At 60.6% G+C, this 24597-nt stretch carries 27 protein-coding genes; 17 read left to right on the top strand and 10 right to left on the bottom strand.

Annotation, left to right across the window (positions count from 1 at the left end):
• Positions 1–109 precede the first annotated feature (109 nt).
• Positions 110–601, top strand: coding sequence for a MarR family winged helix-turn-helix transcriptional regulator (locus QA644_RS05435; protein WP_239599321.1), 492 nt, complete (start codon positions 110–112; stop codon positions 599–601).
• Here QA644_RS05435 and QA644_RS05430 read toward each other — a convergent pair.
• The 3 genes from QA644_RS05430 to QA644_RS05420 all read right to left on the bottom strand — a co-directional run bounded on the left by QA644_RS05430 (position 598) and on the right by QA644_RS05420 (position 2764).
• Positions 598–942 (bottom strand): cupin domain-containing protein, encoded by a 345-nt coding sequence (locus QA644_RS05430; RefSeq protein WP_283071389.1) that lies wholly within the window; start codon positions 940–942, stop codon positions 598–600. The two genes, QA644_RS05435 and QA644_RS05430, sit on opposite strands and share 4 nt — an antisense overlap.
• Positions 943–947: 5 nt before the next feature.
• Positions 948–2231: an O-acetylhomoserine aminocarboxypropyltransferase gene (locus tag QA644_RS05425; protein WP_239599322.1), complete on the bottom strand. Its 1284-nt coding sequence runs from the start codon at positions 2229–2231 to the stop codon at positions 948–950.
• Positions 2232–2335: 104 nt separating this feature from the next.
• Positions 2336–2764, bottom strand: a complete 429-nt coding sequence (locus QA644_RS05420; RefSeq protein WP_022714794.1) for a CoA-binding protein — start codon at positions 2762–2764, stop codon at positions 2336–2338.
• Between the two features lie 97 nt (positions 2765–2861).
• Here QA644_RS05420 and QA644_RS05415 point away from each other — a divergent pair, with 97 nt between their 5' ends.
• A complete protein-coding gene (locus tag QA644_RS05415; RefSeq protein ID WP_239599323.1) occupies positions 2862–3185 on the top strand; it encodes a hypothetical protein in 324 nt (107 codons plus the stop codon).
• Between the two features lie 470 nt (positions 3186–3655).
• The gene (locus QA644_RS05410; protein ID WP_194730107.1) at positions 3656–4492 is read left to right on the top strand and encodes an EamA family transporter; all 837 of its coding nucleotides are present in this window, start codon (positions 3656–3658) and stop codon (positions 4490–4492) included.
• Between the two features lie 3 nt (positions 4493–4495).
• Here QA644_RS05410 and QA644_RS05405 read toward each other — a convergent pair whose 3' ends face one another.
• Together QA644_RS05405 and QA644_RS05400 are read right to left on the bottom strand one after the other, a co-directional pair.
• On the bottom strand, positions 4496–4666 hold the full coding sequence (locus tag QA644_RS05405; protein ID WP_239599324.1) for a hypothetical protein: 171 nt from the start codon (positions 4664–4666) through the stop codon (positions 4496–4498).
• A 76-nt stretch (positions 4667–4742) separates the two neighbouring features.
• Positions 4743–5990, bottom strand: coding sequence for a transposase (locus tag QA644_RS05400; protein WP_283071388.1), 1248 nt, complete (start codon positions 5988–5990; stop codon positions 4743–4745).
• 66 nt (positions 5991–6056) lie between these two features.
• On the opposite strand from QA644_RS05400, the gene tnpA reads away from it, so the two are divergent.
• The gene (gene tnpA, locus QA644_RS05395; RefSeq protein WP_283072456.1) at positions 6057–6485 is read left to right on the top strand and encodes an IS200/IS605 family transposase; all 429 of its coding nucleotides are present in this window, start codon (positions 6057–6059) and stop codon (positions 6483–6485) included.
• Positions 6486–6537: 52 nt separating this feature from the next.
• Here tnpA and QA644_RS05390 read toward each other — a convergent pair whose 3' ends face one another.
• Complete coding sequence (locus QA644_RS05390) at positions 6538–7368, bottom strand: enoyl-CoA hydratase (protein ID WP_074067380.1); 831 nt, start codon at positions 7366–7368, stop codon at positions 6538–6540.
• 277 nt (positions 7369–7645) lie between these two features.
• Entirely contained in the window at positions 7646–8713 is a 1068-nt protein-coding gene (locus QA644_RS05385) for an IS110 family transposase (RefSeq protein WP_283071386.1), read from the bottom strand.
• A 201-nt stretch (positions 8714–8914) separates the two neighbouring features.
• Here QA644_RS05385 and QA644_RS05380 point away from each other — a divergent pair, with 201 nt between their 5' ends.
• The 3 genes from QA644_RS05380 to rpsI all read left to right on the top strand — a co-directional run bounded on the left by QA644_RS05380 (position 8915) and on the right by rpsI (position 10504).
• The gene (locus QA644_RS05380; RefSeq protein WP_039844541.1) at positions 8915–9340 is read left to right on the top strand and encodes a PaaI family thioesterase; all 426 of its coding nucleotides are present in this window, start codon (positions 8915–8917) and stop codon (positions 9338–9340) included.
• Positions 9341–9569: 229 nt separating this feature from the next.
• Positions 9570–10034 carry a 50S ribosomal protein L13 gene (rplM, locus tag QA644_RS05375; protein WP_022714788.1) on the top strand — a complete coding sequence of 155 codons (465 nt, stop codon included), beginning with the start codon at positions 9570–9572 and terminating at the stop codon, positions 10032–10034.
• A 2-nt stretch (positions 10035–10036) separates the two neighbouring features.
• The gene (gene rpsI / locus QA644_RS05370; RefSeq protein ID WP_022714787.1) at positions 10037–10504 is read left to right on the top strand and encodes a 30S ribosomal protein S9; all 468 of its coding nucleotides are present in this window, start codon (positions 10037–10039) and stop codon (positions 10502–10504) included.
• Between the two features lie 75 nt (positions 10505–10579).
• Here rpsI and QA644_RS05365 read toward each other — a convergent pair whose 3' ends face one another.
• The gene (locus tag QA644_RS05365) at positions 10580–11041 is read right to left on the bottom strand and encodes an Lrp/AsnC family transcriptional regulator (protein ID WP_074067377.1); all 462 of its coding nucleotides are present in this window, start codon (positions 11039–11041) and stop codon (positions 10580–10582) included.
• Between the two features lie 152 nt (positions 11042–11193).
• Here QA644_RS05365 and QA644_RS05360 point away from each other — a divergent pair, with 152 nt between their 5' ends.
• The 4 genes from QA644_RS05360 (at position 11194) to QA644_RS05345 (ending at position 14847) form a co-directional block, all read left to right on the top strand.
• Entirely contained in the window at positions 11194–11985 is a 792-nt protein-coding gene (locus QA644_RS05360; RefSeq protein WP_194729391.1) for a phenylalanine 4-monooxygenase, read from the top strand.
• A gap of 84 nt (positions 11986–12069) precedes the next feature.
• Positions 12070–13023, top strand: coding sequence for an agmatinase (gene speB / locus QA644_RS05355; RefSeq protein ID WP_283071384.1), 954 nt, complete (start codon positions 12070–12072; stop codon positions 13021–13023).
• A 78-nt stretch (positions 13024–13101) separates the two neighbouring features.
• Positions 13102–14034: an N-acetyl-gamma-glutamyl-phosphate reductase gene (gene argC / locus QA644_RS05350; protein ID WP_283071383.1), complete on the top strand. Its 933-nt coding sequence runs from the start codon at positions 13102–13104 to the stop codon at positions 14032–14034.
• Positions 14035–14055: 21 nt separating this feature from the next.
• The gene (locus QA644_RS05345; RefSeq protein WP_074067368.1) at positions 14056–14847 is read left to right on the top strand and encodes a sulfite exporter TauE/SafE family protein; all 792 of its coding nucleotides are present in this window, start codon (positions 14056–14058) and stop codon (positions 14845–14847) included.
• Positions 14848–14868: 21 nt separating this feature from the next.
• On the opposite strand, the gene QA644_RS05340 is transcribed toward QA644_RS05345, so the two are convergent.
• On the bottom strand, positions 14869–15972 hold the full coding sequence (locus QA644_RS05340) for a COX15/CtaA family protein (protein WP_283071380.1): 1104 nt from the start codon (positions 15970–15972) through the stop codon (positions 14869–14871).
• Between the two features lie 111 nt (positions 15973–16083).
• On the opposite strand from QA644_RS05340, the gene QA644_RS05335 reads away from it, so the two are divergent.
• Positions 16084–16293, top strand: a complete 210-nt coding sequence (locus tag QA644_RS05335) for a DUF2842 domain-containing protein (protein WP_074067363.1) — start codon at positions 16084–16086, stop codon at positions 16291–16293.
• Between the two features lie 123 nt (positions 16294–16416).
• A complete protein-coding gene (locus QA644_RS05330; RefSeq protein WP_283071378.1) occupies positions 16417–17640 on the top strand; it encodes a GNAT family N-acetyltransferase in 1224 nt (407 codons plus the stop codon).
• On the opposite strand, the gene QA644_RS05325 is transcribed toward QA644_RS05330, so the two are convergent.
• Entirely contained in the window at positions 17641–19779 is a 2139-nt protein-coding gene (locus tag QA644_RS05325) for a Wzz/FepE/Etk N-terminal domain-containing protein (RefSeq protein WP_283071377.1), read from the bottom strand.
• Positions 19780–19972: 193 nt separating this feature from the next.
• On the opposite strand from QA644_RS05325, the gene QA644_RS05320 reads away from it, so the two are divergent.
• Genes QA644_RS05320 through QA644_RS05305 form a run of 4 tightly spaced genes read left to right on the top strand, consistent with a single transcriptional unit; the run spans position 19973 to position 24574 of the window.
• Positions 19973–20548, top strand: coding sequence for a polysaccharide biosynthesis/export family protein (locus QA644_RS05320; RefSeq protein ID WP_022714777.1), 576 nt, complete (start codon positions 19973–19975; stop codon positions 20546–20548).
• Between the two features lie 6 nt (positions 20549–20554).
• Entirely contained in the window at positions 20555–21736 is a 1182-nt protein-coding gene (locus QA644_RS05315) for a glycosyltransferase (protein WP_074067359.1), read from the top strand.
• Between the two features lie 46 nt (positions 21737–21782).
• On the top strand, positions 21783–23333 hold the full coding sequence (locus QA644_RS05310; RefSeq protein WP_283071376.1) for an undecaprenyl-phosphate glucose phosphotransferase: 1551 nt from the start codon (positions 21783–21785) through the stop codon (positions 23331–23333).
• Entirely contained in the window at positions 23330–24574 is a 1245-nt protein-coding gene (locus tag QA644_RS05305) for an O-antigen ligase family protein (RefSeq protein WP_194729383.1), read from the top strand. The genes QA644_RS05310 and QA644_RS05305 overlap by 4 nt, the downstream gene beginning before the upstream one ends.
• Positions 24575–24597: the final 23 nt, after the last annotated feature.

Raw genomic sequence — 24597 nt, 5'->3', positions numbered from 1 at the left:
ACCATATTGATCGGAACCTGATTTCCTGCAAGAGCAATCGATGGAAAATTCCCAAGTGGCGATTGACTGATCGTCAACAATCCGCAGACATCGCCTCAGGAGAGCGATTATGGACGAGAAGACGGAAGGCTTTGAAAGCTGGGCCAATTGCAGCAACAGCGCATTGCGCCGCGCCACCAGGCAACTCGGCCAGCTCTATGACGATGTGCTGGCACCAAGCGGGCTCAAGGCGACGCAATACGGCCTGCTCAGCCAGATTCACTTCAACGGCAACCCTTCCCTGAAATCCCTGGCCGATGGATTGGTGATGGATCTTTCCGCACTCGGACACACACTCAAGCCCCTCATCCGCGACGGGCTTGTGGGACTCGTGCCTGACGAGAAGGACCGCCGCGTGAAGCGGGCAAGATTGACGGAGATCGGCGTCGAAAAGTGGCAAGAGGCGCATCTGCTTTGGCGCGAGGCGCATTCGCGTTTCGACAACGCCTTCGGCGAAGAGGAATCGGCAGCGCTGCGCAATGCGATGAACCGCATCGCTTCACCGGACTTTGCAAAGAAATTCGTCGCCGGCCCTGAAAAGGACAGAGGCACTGCGCCCTAAACCCGGATCACATAATCCTTGCGAGTCGTTTCAACGACTTCCCAGGTTCCCTTAAAACCGCGCTTTAGAATCATCCGGTCGCCTGCCTTCAGATGCACCGGCTCGCCGCCGTCCTCGGTGACGATCGAGTGCCCGCAGAGCACGTTGAAATATTCCCACTCGTCATAGGAAATCCGCCATTTGCCGGGCGTCGCCTCCCAGATACCCGAATAGAGGCCGCCTTCGGCCTCCTCCAGGTTCCAGGTGCGGAACTGCGGATTGCCGGAAACGATGCGGTCCGCATCCGGTGCGCCGAACTCGGGTTCAGTTCCGTCTATGCCGAAGGTGATGTGGTTTGCCATGGACCTCAGATCTTCGAAAGCGACTGTTCAAGGTCGGCGATGATGTCCTTTACGTCCTCGATGCCGATCGAGAGGCGGACGACATCGGGACCGGCGCCGGCGGCGGCCTTCTGTTCGTCGGTCAGCTGGCGGTGGGTGGTCGAAGCCGGGTGGATGACCAGAGAGCGCGTATCGCCGATATTGGCGAGGTGGGAGAAGAGCTCCAGGCCCTCCACCAGCGCCCTGCCCGCCTCGTAGCCGCCCTTGACGCCGAAGGTGAAGACCGAGCCTGCACCCTTCGGCGAATAGCGCTGCTGCAGGGTGTGGTTCGGATCGTCTTCGAGACCCGCATAATTCACCCAGGCGATCTTGCTGTGTGCTTTCAGCCATCTGGCGACCGCTATGGCATTGTCGCTGTGGCGCTGCATTCTTAGCGGCAGCGTTTCGATGCCGGTGAGGATCAGGAAGGCGTTGAAGGGCGAGATGGCCGGGCCGAGGTCGCGAAGGCCGAGCACGCGGGCGGCGATCGCGAAGGCGAAATTACCGAAGGTCGAATGCAGCACCATGCCGTTATATTCCGGGCGCGGGGTGGACAGCATTGGATAATTGCCGGACTTTGACCAGTCGAAGGTGCCGCCATCGATGATGATGCCGCCCATCGAATTGCCATGGCCGCCGAGGAACTTCGTCAGCGAATGCACGACGATGTCGGCGCCATGCTCGATCGGCCGGATGAGGTAAGGCGTCGCCATCGTGTTGTCGACGATAAGCGGCAGGCCGTGCCTGTGGGCCACTTCGGCAATCGCCGCGATGTCGACGAACGTGCCGCCGGGATTGGCCAGGCTTTCGATGAAGATCGCCCGCGTCTTCTCATCGATCTGGCTTTCAAAGCTTGCCGGATCGAGGGAATCGGCCCAGCGCACCTGCCAGCCGAAATTCCCGAAGGCATTGCCGAACTGATTGACCGAGCCGCCGTAGAGCTGCCTGGCCGCGACGAAATTCTCGCCCGGACGCATGATCGTATGAAAGACGACGACCTGCGCCGCGTGACCCGAAGCCACGGCAAGCGCTGCCGTACCGCCCTCAAGGGCTGCCACGCGCTCCTCCAGCACCGCCTGCGTGGGGTTCATGATGCGCGTATAGATATTGCCGAAGGCCTGCAGGCCAAAGAGCGAGGCCGCGTGATCGGAATCGTTAAAGACGAAGGCTGTCGTCTGATAGATCGGCGTTATCCGCGCGCCCGTCGCCGGATCCGGCTGCGCACCGGCATGGATTGCCAGCGTGTTGAAACCCGGATCGCTCGTCGCCATGTCGTCCTCCCGTCGCTATCGATGGCGGGAGCATAGACTACGATCCGCAAATGTTAATCGCTTTGCGTTTCAACCATCGGGCGTCTGGAGAAAAATCCGTGCACTCACGCGGCAAGGCGCGGGATTTCGATTGCCGGGCAGCGGTCCATCACAACTTTTATGCCAGCTTCCTCCGCCTTCGCTGCGGCAGCATCATCGCGCACGCCGAGCTGCGACCAAATCACCTTCGGCCGCAAGGGAAGAGCCAGAGCCTCATCAACGACGCCATGGAGATATTCCGAGGCGCGAAACACGTCGACCATATCGACCGGCACCGGGATATCGGCAAGCCGGGCATAGACGAGCTGGCCCTGGATCTGCTTGCCCGCCTGCCCGGGGTTGACGGGAATGACATTGTAGCCGCGCGACAGGAGATAGCCCATCACGCCGTTGCTCGGCCGGGCCGGATTGGGAGACGCCCCGGTCAGCGCGATCGTCTTCACGGAGTTCAAAATTCCGGCAATGTAATCGTCCGGATAACGGTCGTGATTCATCAGCTTTCCTCCAGTCGACATTATTTGCAGAGCGTTGAAACTGACAGTTCCTTCGGGCGTATATATAGGCATCCGGGTTCCCAAGGAGGAATAACCCATGAAAAAACTCGCTCTCGCCGCAGCGCTTTTCCTTGCGGCCTCACCATCGCTGGCGATCTCCCGCTACAATCCGATGTCCATGACCTGCCAAAGTGCCCGCGCCGCCATCCACAATCAAGGCGCCGTCATCTTCCGCTGGACCTCGCCGCGCGGCCTTCCGCTTTACGATCGCTACGTCCGCAACAGTCGGTACTGCGACGCTAACGAATATGCGGAGTGGAAGAACATACCGACCAGAGACGACCGGTCCTGCCCGGTCCTCAATTGCCAGAGTATCGACAATCTTGACGGGATGTTCTTCGTACCAAACCACTCCCTGTAGCAGGTGTTCGGGACGCGAAAACGATTTCGCAAGAGCCGGAAACACGCAGCTTCCGGCCATTGTAAATCAGAAGCGGTTCGAATTGCTACTTGGATTTGCATCAAAATGGATATAGCAAAATTATAGAACAATCTCTATATTACAGAAGTATAAATCCAGAATGGACTAAGCGGAGAAATATTATCATCTATTAAACTTCTTTTGTCTTCGTTTTGTTCCTTTTTCGTTCTTGCGTCTATTAGAAACACCTCATAGTTGAGTGTGCGCGGCCAAAATAAACGTATTTCGAGCGCGCACGCTACGCCCCGATGATGCTGCACGTTAGCGCCGGAACCGAGCATGACGATTCTCATTTTCAAGCAGGAGACCAGCCACCGGTTGCAAAATCCGCTCGCAAGATTGATTTTCGCGTCAACACGGCCCATACCCATTCTCCCCAGATAGCCTTCCCTTTCATTCCGGTCCGCATCGTGCCCCTCGACGTCATTCTGCTCGTTCTCTTCGGTGCATTCCTGCATGCGACATGGAACGCGATCATCAAGGCGGGGACCAACAAGTCGCTGGACGCGGCGCTTGTTTCGGCCGGCGGGGCAGTGGCGGCGCTGCCGTTCCTGCCCTTTCTGCCGCTGCCGCAGCCAACGGCCTGGCCCTTCATCGGCGCGTCGGCCGTCCTGCAATTTGCGTATTTTCAATTGGTCGCGGCCGCTTACCGCGCAGGCGATATCGGCCTCGTCTATCCGCTGATGCGCGGCTGTGCGCCGCTCCTCATCACCGCCACAAGCGGCTTCGTGTTGAACGAAAGCCTTTCGGGCGGCGCGCTCATCGGCACGATGACGATCTGCGCCGGCATTCTGACCCTTGCCTTCGAGGCGCGGCGCGGCAGCAAACATGCCATCATGCTCGCGCTCGTCAACGCCTGCGTCATCGCTACCTATACTTATGTCGACGGCATCGGCGCACGCGTCTCCGGCAATGCGGTGTCCTATACGCTGTGGATGGCGCTGCTGCCGCCGGTGCTGCTCTTTGCATGGGCGATCTCGCGCCGCGGCCTTCTCGCAGTCGCGGTTCATGTCCGCTACAATTGGTGGCGCGGTCTGATTGGCGGCGCCGGTTCGATCGCCTCCTACGGGTTCGCCCTCTGGGCCATGACCAAGGCGCCCGTCGCCACCGTTGCCGCGCTGCGGGAAACGTCGATCCTCTTCGCGCTCATCATTTCGGTGCTGGTCCTGAAGGAGAAAGCCAGCCCATGGCGTTATGTCGCAGGCGTGATCATCGCGAGCGGCGGACTGATCCTGAAGCTCGGGTAAGAACTACGCGGCAGATTGCGCTGGAATAACCTCTTTTGAAATCCGCTCGCCCTTCTCACGTTCTGCAACAGCCAGATCGCAAGCAGATTGCAGATTGAGCCAAAAGCTGCGGATCGTTTCCCGTCTTCGCAGCGAAAGCATAGACGCCAAGGGCCATTGATTGTCGTTGCCCACTGACCTTTCCGATCGCCGCTCAATCTATGCAGTCCAACAGATTTAGCGGGCTTAAATCGTCGAGCGATTTCGCATATTAACATCTTCCCCCGCTTGAAAGCGGGGGATTTCCGAGGGGGCGCGAAGCTCCGCCGATCGTTATCGCTTCAACGGAGAGCCGCTGCCCTTCCTCCACGATCATAGACGCCGTGTTCCGACGCAGGATGTTGATTGCAGCATTGTGGTCGGCATGGGCGCGCAAGCCGCATTGGCAACAGCGGAAAGACGCTTGGCTTTCGCGGCTTTCCCTGTCCACGGCTGCGCAGGCCGAACAGGTCTGCGAGGTGTGGCGGGGATCGACCTTGCACAGGTATCCGCCCCGTTCTTCGAGCTTGTAGGCCAACACGGTTTCAAAGCCGTGCCAGCCTTGTTCGAGGATCGCCCGGTTCAGGCCCGCCTTCTGGCAGACGTTGGTTGCGGGCGCGTCCACGGTTCCCCTGGCGCTGCGCGTCATGTTGCGCGTGGCGAGGTCTTCCAGCACGACCGTTGCGAAGCGACGGGCGATATCAAGACTGGCCTTGTGCCGCCAATCCTGCCGGATGCGGGCAGCACGGGCCTGCAAGGCTGCAACCCGGCGGCGGGCCTTCGCGTGGCGACGCGACCCGCGCTTGCGCCGCGCCAGAACGCGCTGGGCCCGGCGCTTCCTGCGCTCGATCTCCGCAAGGCCGGCAGGCATCCACCAATGCTCCCCGGTCGAAAGCGTCAGCGTGTTCGCCACGCCCCGGTCGATCCCCACGGCGGGCAAATCGTTTTGCGGGACGGCATGGTCGATTTCGCAGGCGAAGGCGATGTGCCAGCCGTTCGCCGCCAGGCTCACCGTCACATTCATGGTCTTGCCACGCAGGCGCCGCGTGTCGCGGAACTTCACCCAGCCGATCTTGGGAAGGCGCGCGGCGGACCACTTGCCGTTCAGGCGCTTGACCTCGATCTCCCGCCCCTGAAAGCGGAAGGCGCCGTTCACGCCCTTCTTGCGGCGCGCGGGATATCCTGCGCGCCCGGCGAAGAAGTTGGCATACGCCTTATCCAGATCGCGCAGGGCCTGCTGCTGGGGCGTCACATGCACGGCGGCAATCCAGTCGAACGCGGCCCGCAGTGCGGTCAATTCCCGCGCCTGGGCGATGTCGTTCAAGCGGTTCCCGGTCTGCCGCCGGTAATGCCGCCACCAGTCCCTGCGCTGCTCCAGCGCCAGATTATAGACCAGCCGCACAACACCCGCGAACTGCCGCAACAGGATTTCCTGTTCGGCGGTCGGAGCGAGCTTGTAGCGGAAAGCGCGGTGGATCATGTTACGATTCTATCAATTGCTCCAAGGAGCGCAACCGTGGATCGCACCGGCAGGCATGTCGTCGACATGCTCCATGGTCATTTGGTCTTTGTCACGAAATACCGCCGTGACGTTCTGTCAGAACCGGCAATCCGCCACCTGCGGCGCATCTTCGCCAAGCTGTGTCGCGACTTCGAGGCCGAATTGATCGAATGCGACGGCGAGGACGATCATGTTCACCTGCGGGTGCATTACCCTCCGAAGATCGCCCTGTCGAAGCTGGTCAACAGCCGCAAAGGCGTATCCAGCCGACGTCGGCGCGAGAGCCGCCCGGAAATCACCGGGCGCTACCACAACGGCGTTTTGTGGTCGCCGTCCTACTTTGCGGCAAGCTGTGGCGGCGCACCGCTCTCGGTGATCGCCGAATATGTCAAATCCCAGCGGGAAGCGGCCCAAGGCCGCTCTGGCGTTCCTCCCCGGCCTGAACGCCGGGGTATCCCGCGAGGTTCACGATGAGCACGACTCGCCTTTTGGCCTTGTCTGCTCGTCCCGCAGAATGTCGAGCGCGCTACTCGCCGGTCCAACTCGGCACCCGTTTTGCAAGAAACGCGCCGATGCCCTCTTCCGCGTCTGCAGTCAGCATGTTGTCGACCATCACCTGGGCCGCATGGCTGTATGCCTCTTCTGTCGGCATTTCAAGCTGGCGGTAGAAGGCCTCCTTGCCGATCTTCAGCGTCAAGGGTGATTTCGAAGCGATGACGGAAGCGTATTTGCTCACGACCTGCGTCAGATACTGCTTGGGTACGATCCGGTTGACGAGGCCGAAGTCCTTGGCGGTCGAAGCATCGATCGTTTCGCCGGTCAGCAGCATTTCCATCGCCTGCTTCCGGTGCGCGGCGCGCGTAACGGCGACCATTGGCGTCGAGCAGAACAGCCCGATATTGACGCCAGGTGTGCAGAAGGTCGCGGTGTCGGTACAGATCGCAAGGTCGCAGGAGACGACGAGCTGGCAGCCGGCTGCGGTCGCAAGGCCGTCGATCTGCGCGATCACCGGTTTCGGCAGGCGGGTGATCTCCAGCATGAGATCGGCTGCAAGCGCAAATGTCTCCTCGAAGAAGGCCACCCCGCCATCGGCATCGGCACGATGCTCCGTCATCTCCTTGAGATCGTGCCCCGCAGAGAACACATCGCCGGTCGAGGCGATGACCACTACGCGGACTTCGCCGTCTTCAGCGGCTTTCTGAAGCTCGCCCATCAACAGTTCCATCACCGCGATCGAAAGCACGTTCGCCGGCGGGTTGTTGAGCGTGAGCCGCAGCACGCCATCGGCAAGCGAGCGGGTAACGAGGACACTCCCATCCTCGTTTGCGCCCTTCCGGAAGGATACGACTTCGGCCATGGTCTAACTCCAATGAAAGAACACAAGGGGCAAAACGCCTTTAACTGGCGGCTTTTCCTTGGGTTCGGTTATGGTTTGATCAGCTTTTTTGCCGATCGGCTAAATCTCTTTCTTTCGCTGGACAGGTTGTTGTTGCCGTCCTTCGGTTCTCGAACCAATCTCCAATGCGTGACCTGATGCGTTAGCTTCGGTCACAGAGTGACGTTCGGCTCCCGGTTTCCCATTCTCCTCCTTAAGGAGCGCAACCCGGGACTTGACCGGGCTCGCTAGTAGACCATCAGGACAACCGGGATATCGTCAGCACGCCTTCCATGGTGCTTTCGCCGCGCCGCTCATAGGCGCGCTGGTCACGCAGGATCTGGAAGGCGATCGTCAAAAGTTTGCGCGCAATGGCAACGCGCGCCTTGTTTACTCCTCTGAACTTCAGATGCTCGTATTGGGCGCGAAGCTGCGCATCGCTGGCGATGGCCGGAGCCACCGCCTCGACGAAAGCCCAGCGCAGCCACTTGTTGCCCTGCTTGATGATCTTGCCGTGAAAGGTCTTGCCGCCGGAGGAATAGGTCGACGGCACCAGTCCGGCATAGGCGGCCAGTTTCTTCGGGTTGCGGAACCGCGCTATGTCGTCGATCTCTGCATCGATCAGCCGGGCGAAGAACTCACCGATGCCGGGGATCGTCTTCAACAGCTTCACATTGGCATTGGCCTTGGTCATCGCCCGGATCGTCGCCTCCGACTGCTTGATCCGCACATCGATGTCGCCGATGAAATCGAGGCCACGATCGATCTGGATGCGGTCGATCTCTGACACCTTCACTTGAGCCAATTGGGCGCGGCCGGCCTTGCCGAACAGGTCGCCGAGCTTCTTCAGCTGCGCCGTCTGCTCCGGATAACGATCAAACACCGTGACGATACGGTTCTTCGTCATCGTGCGCAGCCGCACGTAAAACATCCGCTCACGAAGGGCGACGCGCAGTTCTCGGGCGCGTTCTCCAGGAGCCCAGGCCTCCGGCACCAGGTCGGCTCTGAGCAGATGCGCCAGCACCGTCGCATCGATCTTGTCGGTCTTGATCTTGGCGTCGGCAATCGCCTTGACCTTCCAGGGATGGGCGAGAACGACATCATCACAAATGTCGTCGAGCCAGTCGTAGATCACCATCCAGTTGCGGGTCGCCTCGACAACCGCATGCGAATTCTCCCGGTAGCGTTCCAAAAACCCACCCAGAGACTGGCGGTCGTTCTTCACCCGGCCGGATCTCAGCGTCTTGCCGCTGCTGTCCTGCACCACCAAGTGGCTATAGGATTTGTGGTAGTCGACGCCGATATGGTAATTATAAGAGGCAGTCATGCTTCCAACTCCTTTATTGAGATCTTGCGAACCCCAATAAGGTAAGCCGAAAGGCTCGAAGCGTGACTGTCCCTCGATCATCACCTGCATCTCAGTGATCCGTTCTCTCAGCGGGCGCGGCCTCTTTCATGCCATCTCCTTACATTGCGATTTCGTGCTAACAGTTCTGTCACAAGCTATCGGCAATTTCGAGGAGAAGCGATGCAGCCGGTCATGACGATCGAGGAGGTCCACCAGTTTCTGGAGACCGATTTCCCGCAGATCCACACGGACGGGCGCGTCTTTACCGTGACGGATATTACGCCCGGCAGTGTCTCGACGCGGTTCGATCCGTCAAAAAGGCATCTGCGCCCTGGCGGCACCGTGTCCGGTCCTGCCCTCTTCACGCTGGCGGACGTCACCGCCTATGCAGCGGTGCTTGCCCATATCGGCCCGGTCGCACTTGCCGTCACGACCAGCCTCAACATCAATTTCCTGCGCCTGCCGAAGCCGCAGCCGACAACCTGCACCTGCCGGATCCTCAAGCTCGGAAAGCGGCTCGCCGTTATCGACGCCGCCATCTTTCAGGAAAATCCGGCCGAGCTGGTGGCCCATGCGACGGCAACTTATTCGATTCCACCGCGATAAAATTACGGTATCATATTACCACATAATTAACATATTGATTTTGTTTGGTATTTTTTACGGTGGCGCAGACAGGTGATATTGACCGTTAAGGCCTTTCCCTCTATAAACCGCGCCAGAAACGCAGCCTTTCCGGGCTGCTTTCTTTTTGGCGCGCTTTCGGGTGCGTCAAACCAAGCAACAAGAAACGCCCTTGGCCCTCGGGTTCAGGGATCCAAAAGAGAGAATTACTATGGCAACCTTCTCCCAGAAGCCTGCAGAGGTGGAGAAGAAGTGGGTGATCATCGACGCCGAAGGGCTTGTCGTTGGCCGCCTCGCTTCCCTCATCGCCATGCGTCTGCGCGGCAAGCACAAGGCAACCTTCACGCCTCACGTTGACGACGGCGACAACGTTATCGTCATCAATGCCGACAAGGTCGTTTTCACCGGCAAGAAGTATTCCGACAAGGTCTACTACTGGCACACCGGTTATGCCGGCGGCATCAAGGAGCGCACCGCTCGCCAGATCATCGAAGGCCGCTTCCCGGAGCGCGTCCTCGAGAAGGCCGTTGAGCGCATGGTCCCGCGTGGTCCGCTCGGCCGTCGCCAGATGAAGAACCTCCGCGTCTACTCCGGTTCCAACCATCCCCATGAAGCACAGCAGCCGACCGTCCTCGACGTCGCCAAGCTGAACAAGAAGAACGTAAGGAGCGCCTGATAATGGCTGACCTCTCTTCCCTGAAGGACCTCGGCACGTCGTCGGAAGCAGCTGCTCCGGTTCACGTCCGCAAGGTCGACTCGCTTGGCCGCTCCTATGCGACCGGCAAGCGTAAGGATGCCGTAGCCCGTGTTTGGCTCAAGGCCGGCTCCGGCAAGATCACCGTCAACGGCAAGGACTTCACGGCATACTTCGCCCGTCCGGTCCTGCAGATGATCCTGCGCCAGCCGATCGTCGCTGCAGCCCGCGACGGCCAGTTCGACATCGTTGCAACGGTTGCAGGCGGCGGTCTTTCCGGCCAGGCCGGTGCCGTTCGTCACGGTCTCTCGAAGGCCCTCACCTACTTCGAGCCGGGCCTTCGCGGTGTGCTCAAGAAGGGCGGCTTCCTGACCCGCGACAGCCGCGTCGTCGAGCGTAAGAAATACGGCAAGGCCAAGGCCCGCCGTTCGTTCCAGTTCTCGAAGCGCTAATCGCTCCAGAATACGGATTTTGCAAAGGCCGGGTCTTTCCCGGCCTTTTCTTTTGCCACCGCTCGCAACCGGCCCTCAGATAGGCAGCTCTGTCGTCGACTTCAGTTCGCGCAGGACGAAGCTCGAAACCACATTGCGCACATGTGGATTGCGCATCAGGTAGCGTGTCATGAAGGCCTCGTAGGCTTCGACGTCGCGCGCCCTGATCTTCAGCATATAGTCGAACGTCCCCGATAGCGCATAGCATTCCATGATCTCGGGCCGGTCGCGCACTGCGGCGGCAAAGGCTTCGATCGCCTCTTCGTGGTGGTCCTCCAACGTTACATGGGCGATGATGCAGAGCTTGAGATCGAGCTTTGCCGGATCGAGGAGCGCCACACGCTTGCGAATGACGCCTTCCGTCTCGAGTTCCTGCATCTTGCGCCAGGCGGTGCTTTGCGACATGCCGGCCTTTTCCGCCAGCTCGGCGAGCGACAGAGTGCTGCCGGCCTGCACAAGCTGCAGGAGCTTGCGGGCCGCCTTCAAATTTTCTTTCATTCTTTCCCCTCCTCACGGATTATTCTCCCATTTTCCAACCATAATCCGGCAATGCTGAAATGTTTACCCGCATTCCCAGGGATATAATGGTGACATGACAGCCGGAGGTCGAAATCGCCCGGCTCATTGGATCAGAGGACGGGAGGCCGCTCATGACCAAGGAAAGCACCTACACGGCGAACCTGCCGGATGCGAACGGCATCTATCACTACACCGCTGAAGAAGACCAAATCTGGAGCGAGCTCTATCAGCGCCAGATGACGCTGCTCGCCGACAAGGCCTGCCGGGAATATCTGGACGGCGTGAAGACCCTCGGGCTGAAGCCGCAAAAGGTTCCGCAGCTTCGCGACGTCAATCGGCGTCTTAACGAAACCACCGGCTTCGGCGTGGAAGGCGTCCCAGCCCTCATCCCGCCGTCGCGCTTCTATGAATTGCTGTCGCAGGGCAAGTTTCCGCTGGCGACGTTCATCCGGCGCCGCGAGCATATCGATTATATCGAAGAGCCGGATATCTTCCACGAGGTCTTCGGCCATTGTCCGCTGCTGACCAACCAGAGCTACGCCAATTTCGTCCGCCGCTTCGGCGAGAAGGCCGTCGGCCTCGGCAAGGGGTATTCCTGGCATCTGTTTCGGATTTTCTGGTTCACTGTGGAATTCGGCCTCATCAACACGCCGCAGGGACGCCGCTGCTTCGGCGCCGGCATCGTCTCCTCGCCCAACGAGACGCGGGCGGCAATGGAAGGCAAGGCATGCGAATTCCGGCCTTTCGACCTGATGACAGCGCTGAGAACGCCCTACCGGATCGATATCGTCCAGCCGATTTACTACGTGATCGACAGCTTTTCGCAGTTGGAGTCGATCATCGAGGAAGATATCGGTGCCCGCATCAACGAGGCCAAGGCTCTCGGCGACTTTCCGCCGGCATTCGAAGCCAAGGCGTCCTGAGCGACAGGAATTTCGTTTCGTTCGGGGCTTGCCTTGTCGGCCGTGATTGTCCAACGTCCCGCCAACATGTGATGAAGGGACGCCATGGCAGAGAAGTCGATCGATCACGCCTTTATGGCGACCAGCCTCACATCGTCGGCCACTGACCCAACCTTCGCCGGAGCGCTCTCCTTCATGCGGCGTCGGTTCACCAAGGTTCTGACAGGCGCCGACGTCGTCGTCTGGGGTATTCCCTTCGATGCGGCAACCTCCAACCGGCCAGGAACGCGCTTCGGGCCGCAGGCGATCCGTCGCGCCTCGGCGATCTTCGACAACGATCCGCAATATCCCTTCAATCGCGATCTCTTCGCCGAAATGGCGGTCATCGACTACGGCGACTGCCTGCTTGACTACGGCAATCACCAGGAGACGCCGGCGGCGATCGAGCGGCAGGCGAATACGATTCTTGACAGCGGCGCCTTCCTGCTCACGCTAGGCGGCGACCACTATGTCACATGGCCGATCCTCAAGGCGCATGCGGCCAGGCACGGTCCGCTGGCGCTGGTGCAGTTCGACGCGCATCAAGATACCTGGCTCGACGATAACCGGCGGATCGATCACGGCTCCTTCGTCGCACGCGCGGCCCGCGACGGCATCATCGACCCGGACCGCTCCATCCAGATCGGTATCCGCACCCACGCGCCGGAGGATTTCGGCATTCGCATCCTCTACGGCCATCAGGTCGAAGAAATGAATGCCGCTGAGATCGCCTCGGCAATCGTCTCGCACACCAAGGACGCTCCGGCCTATCTGACCTTCGATATCGACTGCCTCGATCCGGCCTATACGCCAGGCACCGGCACGCCAGTAGCGGGCGGGCCGTCGAGCGCCAAGATCCTTTCGGTCCTGCAGCGCCTGCAGCAGCTCGATATCCGCGGCGCAGACGTGGTCGAGGTCTCGCCGCCTTATGATCACGCCGATATCACCGCCATTGCAGGGGCGACGGTCGCGATGTATATGCTGGGGCTCCGCGCCGAGAGGCACGCAGCGGCACGCTAGGCCGTTATCAAACTGATTCAACTTCATGGCACACTGATTCCGCAAGCAATCCGAACTCATTGAAAGCGCAGGATTATCATGGCACCGAAAATCTTCATCGATGGCGAACACGGCACAACGGGTCTGCAGATCCGCACGCGCATGGCCGGCCGCCGCGATGTCGAGCTTCTGTCCATTCCGGAGGCTGAACGCCGCAATGCCGCGATGCGCGAGGACATGCTGAACAGCGCCGATATCGCCATCCTCTGCCTGCCCGACGACGCGTCGAAGGCAGCCGTCCAGATGGTTTCGGCGAACAACAATGTGCGCGTTATCGACACGTCGACCGCCTTCCGCGTCAATCCCGGCTGGGCTTACGGCTTTGCCGAAATGGACAAGGAGCAGGCCGAAAAGATCAGGGCCGCCCGTTTTGTCGCCAACCCCGGCTGCTACCCGACGGGCGCCATCGGCCTCATCCGGCCGTTGCGCGCTGCAGGCATTCTGCCGGACGGCTATCCAGTCACCGTCAATGCGGTCTCCGGCTATACCGGCGGCGGCAAGCAGATGATCGCGCAGATCGAAGACCAGAGCCGCGACGATGCAATCACCGCGCCGCATTTCCTCTATGGCCTGCCGCTGACACACAAGCATGTGCCGGAGATGAAAATCCATGGCCTGCTCGACCGAGCGCCAATCTTCTCGCCTTCGGTCGGCAAGTTCGCGCAGGGCATGATCGTCCAGGTGCCGCTGCATCTCGACGATCTCTCGGGCGATGCGACGCTCGAAAGCATCCATGCGGCCCTGACAGCGCATTATGCCGGTCAGGATATCGTCACGGTCGTTCCGCTCGAGGAGAGTCGTACACTTGCCCGTATCGATGCCGTGGAGCTTGCCGGGAAGGACACGATGAAGCTCTTCGTGTTCGGCACGCCGGGCTCCAGTCAGGTCAACCTCGTCGCTCTGCTCGACAATCTTGGCAAGGGCGCCTCGGGGGCGGCCGTCCAAAACATGGACCTGATGCTCGCCTCGTAAACCTTCCGGAGCCCCAAGGACATGCCGATCGATACGCTTTCGGCCGGCGTTGCTGAATGGTTTTCCGCTGCGCTGCCGGATCACGGCATCTATGCGCTAATCTTCTTTGCCTTCATTGCCGGGCTCGCGCGCGGCTTTTCGGGCTTCGGGGCGGCGCTGATCTTCATTCCGCTTGGCGGCGCGATTGTCGGCCCGAAGCTGATTTCTCCCGTTTTGCTTCTCATCGACGGGCTTGCGACACTTGGGATGATCCCGCCTGCCTGGCGCAGCGCCAACCGGCGTGAAGTCTTCGCGATGGCGATCGGCGCGGCTCTCGGCGTTCCCGCGGGCACAGTTGCACTTGCGCTGATGGATACCTTGACGCTGCGCTGGATCATCACCGCCGTGGCTATATCGCTGCTGGCGCTCCTCGTGTCAGGCTGGCGCCATCACGGCGAGCCGCGCGCGCCGCTCAGTGCCGGGGTCGGCCTTATCGCCGGTCTTTTCAGCGGCGCGGCACAGCTTGGCGGCCCGCCGGTCGTTGCCTATTGGCTCGGCGGCAAGAGCGAGTTTACCCGCGTCCGGGCAAATGTCATCCTCTACTTCTCGATCTCCACCTGCTTCAGCGCAATCAGCTATTATGCCGGAGGGCTTTTCGTGCAGGCCGTCTTTGCTCTGACGCTCGTCATCCTGCCGGGCTATGCGCTCGGCCTCTATGGCGGCTCGAAGCTGTTCGGCTTGGCGAAGGAGAGCACGTTCCGGCTGATCTGCTATTTGCTCATCGCCGCGGCCGCCATCATCGGCATGCCAGCGCTCGACGGGATCTTGCGGTAAGCGCCTGACGCAACCTCCTGCTCAGTCCCTTTCCGCAATCATCGTGTCGTGCGCAAACTCACCGTAGAAGCCGCGCCAGTTGGCGACGGCGAAGCCCAAGACGATCAGGGCGCCTGCCTGATGTAAAAGACCCCAATGAAGCGGGACCTGCAGAAGGAGCGTAGCGATGCCGATTGCGGCCTGCAGCGTAACGAGCGCGAAGAGAACGACAGCGCGGCGGGCGTGTGTGGTTTGGGGAGCTGCGCGGAGCGCAACCACCATATTGATGAAAGCGAGCGCGAAGAGCACGTAGGCGCCGGCGCGATGGATGAATTGAACGGTCTTCGGGTTTTCGAAGAAATTGATCCAAGCGGGCTTTTGGATGAGAAGATCGGAGGGGATGATCGCGCCGTCCATCAGCGGCCAGGTATTGTAGGTGAAGCCGGCATCAAGACCGGCCACCAGCGCGCCGAGATAGATCTGGAAGAGCGCGAAAATGGCAATTATCGCCGCCCATGCCCGCGAGCTTTCGGTAGGCGCGGCGTCGTTCGAATGCGGGGAAAGGCCGCGCATGATCCACATGCAGGCGGCGAAAATCAGACAGGCCATGACGAGGTGCGCCGCGAGGCGATACTGGCTGACGTCGGTCCGCACCGAAAGACCGGACGAGACCATCCACCAGCCGATGAAGCCCTGCAGGCCTCCGAGCGCCAGGATGCCGGCGAGCGGCCAGCGCAGCCGCCGTTCGACCATGCCCGTCAGCCAGAAAAAGACAAGCGGCAGAGCGAAGATGACGCCGATCCCGCGGGCGATCAGCCGGTGCGCCCATTCCCACCAGAAGATGGTCTTGAAATCCTCCACGGCCATGTCGCTGTTTAGCTGCTGGAATTCGGGAATGCTCTGGTAGAGCTTGAATTCTTCCTCCCATTCAGCGGCAGTGAGCGGCGGAATGACGCCGTGGATCGGCTTCCATTCCGTGATCGAAAGGCCGGAATTGGTAAGACGCGTCGCGCCGCCGACGAGCACGAGACAGACGAGCGCGAGGAGCACGATACCCAGCCAGATGCGCAGTGCGCGGCGGTTCCGGTCCAACCTGCGGACCTCGCTCAAGATCGTCTGTTGCGTGGTCAAGTTCGCGACGGCCATGATTGTTCCTTCTTTCCGGCAGTTGATTTGCCCCAACGGCTCATGCAAAACAAGCCCCGAACCTTTGCGGCATGCCGTCGCGCGGGTCCACATACTCCGGAAAGAGAATTCATGCCCATCCGCTTGCGCAAATTCATCGGCACGATCCTCATCGTCGTTCTCGTGCTTCTTTATGCGCTTTTGGCGAACACGATTGCCGTCGCGACACTTGGGGAATCGTCCTGGTGGGTCCACCTCCTCTATTTCTCGGTGACGGGCCTTGTCTGGGTCCTGCCGGCGATGCTGATCATCAAATGGATGGCCGGTCCGCGGCAGAAGTGAACGCCGTTAACGCCGGAATAACCGTGATCCGCGGAAAAGACGGTCTGCCCTATTGCATTTAAGCCAAATGAAGGCGCTCGCCCTTTATGCTTCCGGCCAAGCCATCTTGACCGGAGAAGACCCGTGCAGACGCAAAAGCTCGATGCCCATCAACGACCGCTCGACGAAGCGGCGAAAGTCGAAGAAGGCATTGCGAACCCTCGCTCGCTGAGCGCGGAACTCGATGTCACGGTCTTCGACACAATGGCGCCGCTGGAAAAGGATTGGCGCGCCTTGGAGTTCGACAATCTGACGTCTCTCCATCAGGGCTATGACTGGTGCCATAGCTGGGTCGGCGCCTATCGGCGGCCGCTCGCCATTTTGCGGGGCGTCTGCGGGCCAGAAACGGCCTTTATCCTGCCGGTCGAAATCGAGCGCTCCCATGGCGTGCGGATCGCGAAATTCATCGGCGCCAATCACAGCAACATCAATACCGGACTTTTCACGGAGCATTTTCTGCGCCGCGCCGTTGACCTCGATGCGCACTGCTTCGCCGAGAGCCTTCGTCACGCCCTTCGCGGCAAGGCCGATCTGCTGCTCTTGCAGAACATCCCGCTGGAATGGCGCGGCCAGAAGAGCCCGCTCGGTCTGTTGCCATTGGTGCAGAACCAGAACCACGCCTATCATCTGCCGCTGCTTGAAAATTTCGAGGCGACGCTCAGGCAATTGAACTCCAAGAGCCGCCGGAAGAAGTTCCGGGTGCAGTCGAAACGGCTCGAAGCCATCGGCGGCTTCGACTATGTCGCTGGCGGGACGGCCGGCGAGCAGCACGCCTTTCTTGACCAGTTCTTCGCTCAGAAGGCCGAGCGCTTCAGGGCACTCGGGCTGCCCGACGTGTTTGCGGACGCCGAAACGCGGACCTTTCTCCATGGCCTGATCGATATCCGCGAGGGCGACGATTTCGGGCTTGAGATGCATGCGATCCGCCTCAAGGGCGAGAACGAAGGGCATGTCGCTGCGCTATCCGGTATCTCGCGCAAGGGCGATCACGTGATCTGCCAGTTCAGTTCGATCAACGAAAGCATTGCGGCGGATGCAAGCCCGGGCGAATTCCTCTTTTGGCAGATGATTTCCAAATTGCACGGGACGGGCGTCACCCTCTTCGATTTCGGTCTCGGCGATCAGGTCTACAAACGTTCTTGGGCACCGATCGAAACGGATCATCACGATATAGTGCTGCCGCTGTCCTTCGTGGGAAGGATCGCCGGGCTTGCGCACCGGGCCATCACGCGGAGCAAGGCCCACATCAAGGCTCGGCCCGGCCTCTATAAATTCGCGCAGCGCGCTCGTTCAAAGATCGGCGTCTGATCAGGCCGCGCGGCGCGGGAGGTCCTCCGCAATTGTCTCGTCGCCGGACATCAGCACGACGCGCTGATAGCCCGCCTTTTCGAATTCCGTCATCGCGACGACGAACTCCTCTTCGATCACGTCCGGCATCGAAAGGATGATCTCGACATCCTTGCTGCGCGTCAGGCGGGAGACGCCGGCAACATCGGCTGCACCGCACTCGACAATCACGAGATCATAGGCTGAGGACAATGCGTCGAGCAGCAGCGAAAGCCGGTCTGCGCCGCGCATCGCCTGACGGATGTCGCTGATGCCCTGCGGGATCAGATGAGCATCTGAATCACGGTCGCCATGGATCGTTTCGCCGAAAGCGGCAGCGCCGCAGAGCAGATCGGTGACGCCCGGCGCATTCGGGTCGTCGCCCATCAACTCGGTCGGATAGCCGGAGCCGGTCATGTCGACCAGAACCACGCGCTGACCGACGTCGGCAAGTGCGCGGGCCAGCGAAACGGTCGCCGCGGAACCATCGTCGCCAGTCGGCGATATCGCGACAGCGAGCGTTGCCCGGCTGCTCGTGAGATAATGGGCGACAGAGCTGATCGAGAATTCGCTTTCGTCTTCCAAAGGTGCAGGCGCCTCCTGCGCAGGCTCTTCTTCCACCGGTGCCGAAAGCATGCTGGGCTTGACGTCACGCTTGGCTTTCGGCGCAGCGGCGGCCTGCGTTTTTTCTTCGATCGGCGCAGCCGGCTCGACGCTGCCGTCGACCGGACGCAGTGCCCGGCCGCTGAAAAGTTCCGCGAGCATGATGACGATCGCGCTCATGACCAACGTCGCGACGGCAGCGACGACAACGATCGGCACGACCTTCGGGAAGTACGGATCGACAGGCTCGATGGCGCGCGAGACGATGCGCGCATCCGCCGGACTCGAATTGCTGTCGGCGCGGGAAGCGGCTTCCCGGTAGCGAGCGAGGTAGGTCTCGAGCAGCTGGCGCTGGGCGTTCGCCTCGCGCTGCAGGGCATTGAGGCCGACCTCGTCTTCGCCCGCCTGGGCGCTGTTTGCCCGCAACGTGCCGGACTGGCGCTCGAGTTCGGCAGTACGAAGGCCGGCGACCTTCGCCTCGCCCTCTACGCTGGCCAGGATCTTTTGCGTCTCCTGGCGGATCTGCGTCTTGATGTCTGCAAGCTGCGCCCGCAGGCTCTTCAACTTCGGATGGTTATTGAGCAGCGACGTGCTGAGATCGGAAATCTGCGACTGGAGGCCCGACTCAGTGGCCTTCAGCCGCTGCATGGACTGCGAGGACATGATGTCCGGCAACGTATCCGACGCCTCACCGGAGGCGAGCGCGTTGCGGACGGACTGGGCGCGCGCCTCGGCATTCGCCTTTTCGCCGCGTACGCGGGTCAGCTCAACAGAGATATCGTTCAGCTGCTGCTGCGGAAAGTTGCTGCCTCCGTTCGTCGGCAGGAGACCGTGCTTGGCGCGGTATTCGGCAACCTTCTGCTCGGCGTCGTTTACCTTCTTGCGAAGGTTCTCGATTTCCGGCTCGAGCCAACGGGTGGCCTCCGAGTTCGTATCGAGTTTGGCGCCGCTCTGCGTCGCGAGATAGACATTCGCCATGGCATTCGGAATGCGCGCGGCAATCTTCGGATCCTTCGACGTGAAGGTGATGCCGATGACGCGCGAACCGGGAACCTGGTAGACCTGAAGGCGCTCGATGAACGCATCGATCACGCGCTCTTCAGGCGGATTTTCAAGCGGGTTCTTCTTGATATGGAGCGCCACAAGGATGTCGCTCAGCGCAGAGCCGTTGACGGCATCGTCGAATTCAGGCAGCTCATAGAGCTTCTCGCTGTTGATGACCTGCTTGATGATATCGGCGGACTGCAGAAGCTGAACCTGGCTCGCAATGTTCAACTCGTCGAGCAGCGGTCCGGCATTGCCGTCGTTCGATTGGGTGTTGGCGAAAGCCGGTGCACGCTGCTCGATCAGCAGACGCGTTTCGGCACTGTATTTCGGCGAGATCATCTTGGCGCCGGCAAAGGCGACCCCTGCCCCGATCAGCGTGACGGCGACAACCTTCAGCCGGCGGGCCCAGACGGCTCGAGCGAGCTGGCCAAGGTCGATGTCCACATCCTGATTACCCGTTACGCCGGACATACTCGTACTCCGAGAACAAACATGGCGCGAAGCGTAAACGACTATAGTAACCCGAGGGTTAATGTTGCCCGGCATAAGCAAAGCGAAGCGTGACCGGGCAAAAAGCAAAAAATGCGGCGTATTTTTACCAGCCATTAACCCTAACGGATCGATAACGGCAGCACCGAGTTCGTTTCCTGTGAGCATAACGCGGATGCTTTTCGTCCAGCCCAAGACGCTTCTGGCTCTGAGCCTTGTCGCCATGACGGCGGCATTGAGCGGTTGCAACACCTATAAGCCCGCGCCGAGAGCTTTCAATCAGGCAACGATCCAGCCCTATACGCTCGACAGCGGCGACCGCCTGCGCATCACCGTTTTCGATCAGCCGAGCATGACCAATACCTATATGGTCGATCAGGCAGGCTACATCGCCTTCCCGCTCGTCGGACAGGTGCCGGCGCGCGGACGCACGCTGCAGCAGCTTTCCGGCCAGATCGCCCAGAAGTTGCAGCAGGGTTATCTGCGCGATCCCGATGTGACGATCGATGTCGACCGCTACCGTTCCATCTTCATCATGGGTGAAGTCGGTCAGCCCGGCCAGTATTCCTATGTACCGGGCATGACGGTGCAGAACGCGATCGCCGTTGCCGGCGGCTTCACCTCCCGCGCCAATCAGGGCACGGTCGACGTCACCCGCAAGATCAACGGCCAGGTGCTGACCGGACGCGTCAACATTTCGTCCTCAATCATCGCCGGCGACACGATCTATGTCCGCGAACGGCTGTTCTGATCGCTGATGGCAGAACAGCGCCCCCTCCGCATACTCCATTGTTTCAGATCGCCCGTCGGCGGGATATTTCGCCATGTCCGCGATCTGGTGGAAGAACACAGCACGGCCGGGCATGAGATCGGCATCCTCTGCGACAGCTCCACCGGCGGCGAGCACGAGGACCGGCTTTTCGACGATATCCGTCCCTTTCTCTCGCTCGGGCTGACGCGCATACCGATCCGGCGTTCCGTGGCGCTTTCCGATATCGGCGTGATATGGGAGACATACAAGAAAATCAAAAGTTTGCGGCCGGACGTGCTGCACGGACACGGCGCCAAGGGCGGCGTGCTCGCGCGCCTTGTCGGCTCAGCCTTGCGGGTGAACAGGTATCGCGTAGCCCGCCTCTATACCGCCCACGGCGGAAGCCTGCACTATTCCCGCTCGTCGCTCACCGGACAGTTCGTCCTGCGGATGGAGCGGTTGCAGGAATATTTCACTGATGCCCTCGTCTTCATCTGCGAATACGAGCGCGACACCTATGCGCAGAAAGTGGGCCGGCCGAGACCCATGACGCGGCTGATCTACAACGGGATCGGGGAGCGGGATTTCCAGATCATTCCCACACGATCCGATGCCGTACATTTCATCTATGTCGGCATGCTCCGGGACCTTAAAGGTCCCGATCTGTTTGTGGATGCATTTGCCAAGACCGAGCGGCTGATTGGTCGCCCTCTTTCCGCGCTGATGATCGGCGACGGGCCGGACCGGGAGAAATACCGCGACATGATGGTCGAGCGCGGCCTCGGCAAGCGTATCGGCATGCTGCCGCCGATGCGTGTGCAGGAAGCCTTCGCGATGGCGCAGAACCTGGTGGTGCCATCCCGCGCCGAAGCAATGCCCTACATCATCCTCGAAGGGCTCGGCGCCGGAAAGACGGTCATCGCCAGCCGCGTCGGCGGCATTCCGGAAGTGCTCGGCAGGAGCAGCCCTGCCCTCGTCGCGCCCGACAACGCGGATGACCTAGCCCGCGTCATGGCCGACGCGCTGACGACACCCGGCTGGCATAATGCCGTGATGCCTTCGATCGACTCGGTGAAGTCCGTTTTTTCCTCTTCCGTAATGGCAAGAGATGTCCTGAAACTGTACCACGCGCTCGCGGAGGGGTCTTCAGCCTCCGAAACCTATGAGGCATCCGTAAATCTTTCTTAGGGCCTTTCTGCTAATGCCGTTTGAAACAACGAGCGGCTGAAGCCTTATGAACAAAGCAGAAAAGAGCGATCAGTTCGACGTGGAAGCCCTGCGCAAGCGGGTTTCCGCTGCCAGCGCAGACGGTGGCGGGAAGGAAACCCCGGGAGAGATCAACGCCTATGCCCGGCAGATTGCCGAACAGTTCCGCGAGGGAACGCGTTCCCCGTCGATGGTCATCGGCCAGCTGCGCCTCTTCGAATTCGTCTCGCAATTCGCAATCGGGCTGCTCGCCTTCCTGATCTGGCCTGGAGACGGCAGCGAAAGCCTTGGCGCGCGGGCGGGCATAGCAGCCGCCGCGGCGGCGTTGGGCGTCATGGCGCTGCAGCTTTCGGATACCTATTCCATTCCGGCGCTGCGGGCCCGCATTCGCCTGCTGCCGCGCATCTTCGGCGCCTGGGCGGCTGCCTTTGCCGTAACGGAAGTGATCTTTTCGCTCTTCCGCGATCTCGCATGGGCAGAGATAAACCTGCATGTCGCCTGGTTCTCGCTTGCCTCAATCTTCCTGCTCGGCTCACGCTTCCTGGTCGCCTACGGCATCCGCAACTGGGCGCGCAACGGCGTCATGGAGCGCCGCGCCGTGATCGTCGGCGGCGGCGAACCTGCCAAGGATCTGATCCGCGTTCTCGAGCAGCAGGCAGACAACGACATCCGCATATGCGGCATCTTCGACGACCGGGGCGAGAAGCGCTCGCCGGTCATGGTCGCCGGCTATCCGAAGCTCGGCACCGTTGCCGAACTGGTCGAATTCGTACGGCTGACCCGGATCGACATGCTGATTATCGCGCTGCCGCTCAGCGCCGAGGCGCGCATCCTGCAGCTTCTCAAAAAACTTTGGATCCTGCCGGTCGATATCCGCCTTGCGGCACATGCCAACCGCCTGCGGTTCCGGCCGCGTGCCTATTCGCATATCGGCTCCGTGCCGATGCTCGACATTTTCAAGAAGCCGATCCGCGATTGGGACTCTGTCGCCAAACGCGGCTTCGACATCTTCTTCGCATCGCTTGCGCTTGCTTTGCTCTGGCCGGTGATGATCCTGACGGCCATTGCAATCAAGCTGACGTCCAAGGGTCCAGTCTTCTTCATGCAGAAGCGGCACGGCTTCAACAATGAGGTCATCAACGTCTTCAAGTTCCGTTCGATGTACACCAACATGAGCGATCACAACGCCAAGGTCGTAGTGACCAAGGGCGATCCGCGCGTGACGCCGGTCGGCCGCTTCATCCGCAAGTCCTCGATCGATGAATTGCCGCAACTGTTCAATGTGCTGAAAGGCGATCTCTCGCTCGTCGGCCCCCGGCCGCATGCAGTCCTGGCGCAGACCAAAGATCGCGCCTGGGGCGACATCGTGGAAGGCTATTTCGCCCGTCACCGCGTGAAGCCCGGCGTGACCGGCTGGGCGCAGATCAACGGCTGGCGCGGCGAGATCGACAATGACGACAAGATCAAGTTCCGCACCGCCTACGACCTCTACTATATCGAGAACTGGTCGCTCTGGTTCGATCTCAAGATACTGTTCCTGACGCCGGTGCGGTTGCTCAACACGGAAAACGCCTATTGAGCGCGATCGAGGCGGCATATTCCCACGTCGCCCAACCGCAGCGCGCCGCACTGCGCTTCATCGGCTCGGCGATGGTTGCCTTCGGCGTCTTCCTCGCTGGCTTCGTCATCAATGAGCCTGCGCCTTACGAACTGTGGATGGCGGGGCTCGTCGGCATCTGGTTCATCCTCGGCCTCCGAATCTCGCGCTTCACCGCGATGCTTCTGACCCTGCTCCTGACCTTCAATGTCGGCGGCATGCTTTCACTGACGCAAATGAAGGACATGACCGGCGGGCCGATGTATGTCGCGGTCTCGACCTTCCTTGCCCTGACCTCGGTCTTCTATGCGGCCATCATCGAAGACAGCGCCAAGCGGCTGCCGCTGATCTTCAATGCCTGGGTCTTTGCAGCCGTCATCACCTCGTTGCTCGGTATACTTGGATATTTCCATGCCTTTCCCGGCGCCGAGGTCTTCACGCTCTACGACCGCGCGAAGGGCGCATTCCAGGATCCGAACGTCTTCGGACCGTTCCTCGTCGTACCGTCCCTCTATCTCATCCACGGCATATTGACGCGCGACCTGAAGACCTCGCCGTTGCGCGCCGCCGCGCTGCTGATCGTTGCGCTCGGCGTATTCCTGTCCTTCTCGCGCGCCGCCTGGGGCCTCTTCCTGCTCGGTGTGGTGCTGCTCATCTTCCTGATGCTCCTGAAGGAGCGAAGCGGCGCTTTCCGGCTGCGCATCCTCATCCTCTCGCTTCTGGCGATCGTTTTGATGGTCGCAGCCCTTCTGATCGCGCTTCAATTCCCGCAGGTCAGCGATTTGTTCAGCACCCGCGCACAGCTCGTCCAGGAATATGACGGCGAATATCTCGGCCGTTTCGACCGCCACCGCATCGGCTTTCAGATGATGATGGAAAGGCCGCTCGGTCTCGGCCCGATGGTGTTCGGCACCATCTTTCCGGAAGACGAGCACAATATCTGGCTGAAGACGCTGACGACCTATGGCTGGCTCGGCTTCGTCTCCTACGTGTCGCTCCTCGTGTGGACGCTTTACCTCGGCCTCAAGAACCTCCTCAGGGATCGGCCCTGGCAGCCTTATCTGATGATCGCCTGGATCTGCATCATCGGCCACGCGGTCATCGGCAACGTGATCGACATCGACCATTGGCGGCATGTCTATCTTCTCTTCGGCATCGTCTGGGGGTGCGCCGCGCTCGAACATCGCCACCGGCAGAGTTTCCCCGGCCATAGCGCGGCCTGAGTACTTGAGAACGGCGGCATTCG

It is taken from the genome of Rhizobium sp. CC1099 (assembly GCF_029714385.1).
In the GTDB taxonomy this organism is placed as follows: domain Bacteria; phylum Pseudomonadota; class Alphaproteobacteria; order Rhizobiales; family Rhizobiaceae; genus Rhizobium.
This window is presented reverse-complemented; position numbering and strand designations above follow the sequence as displayed.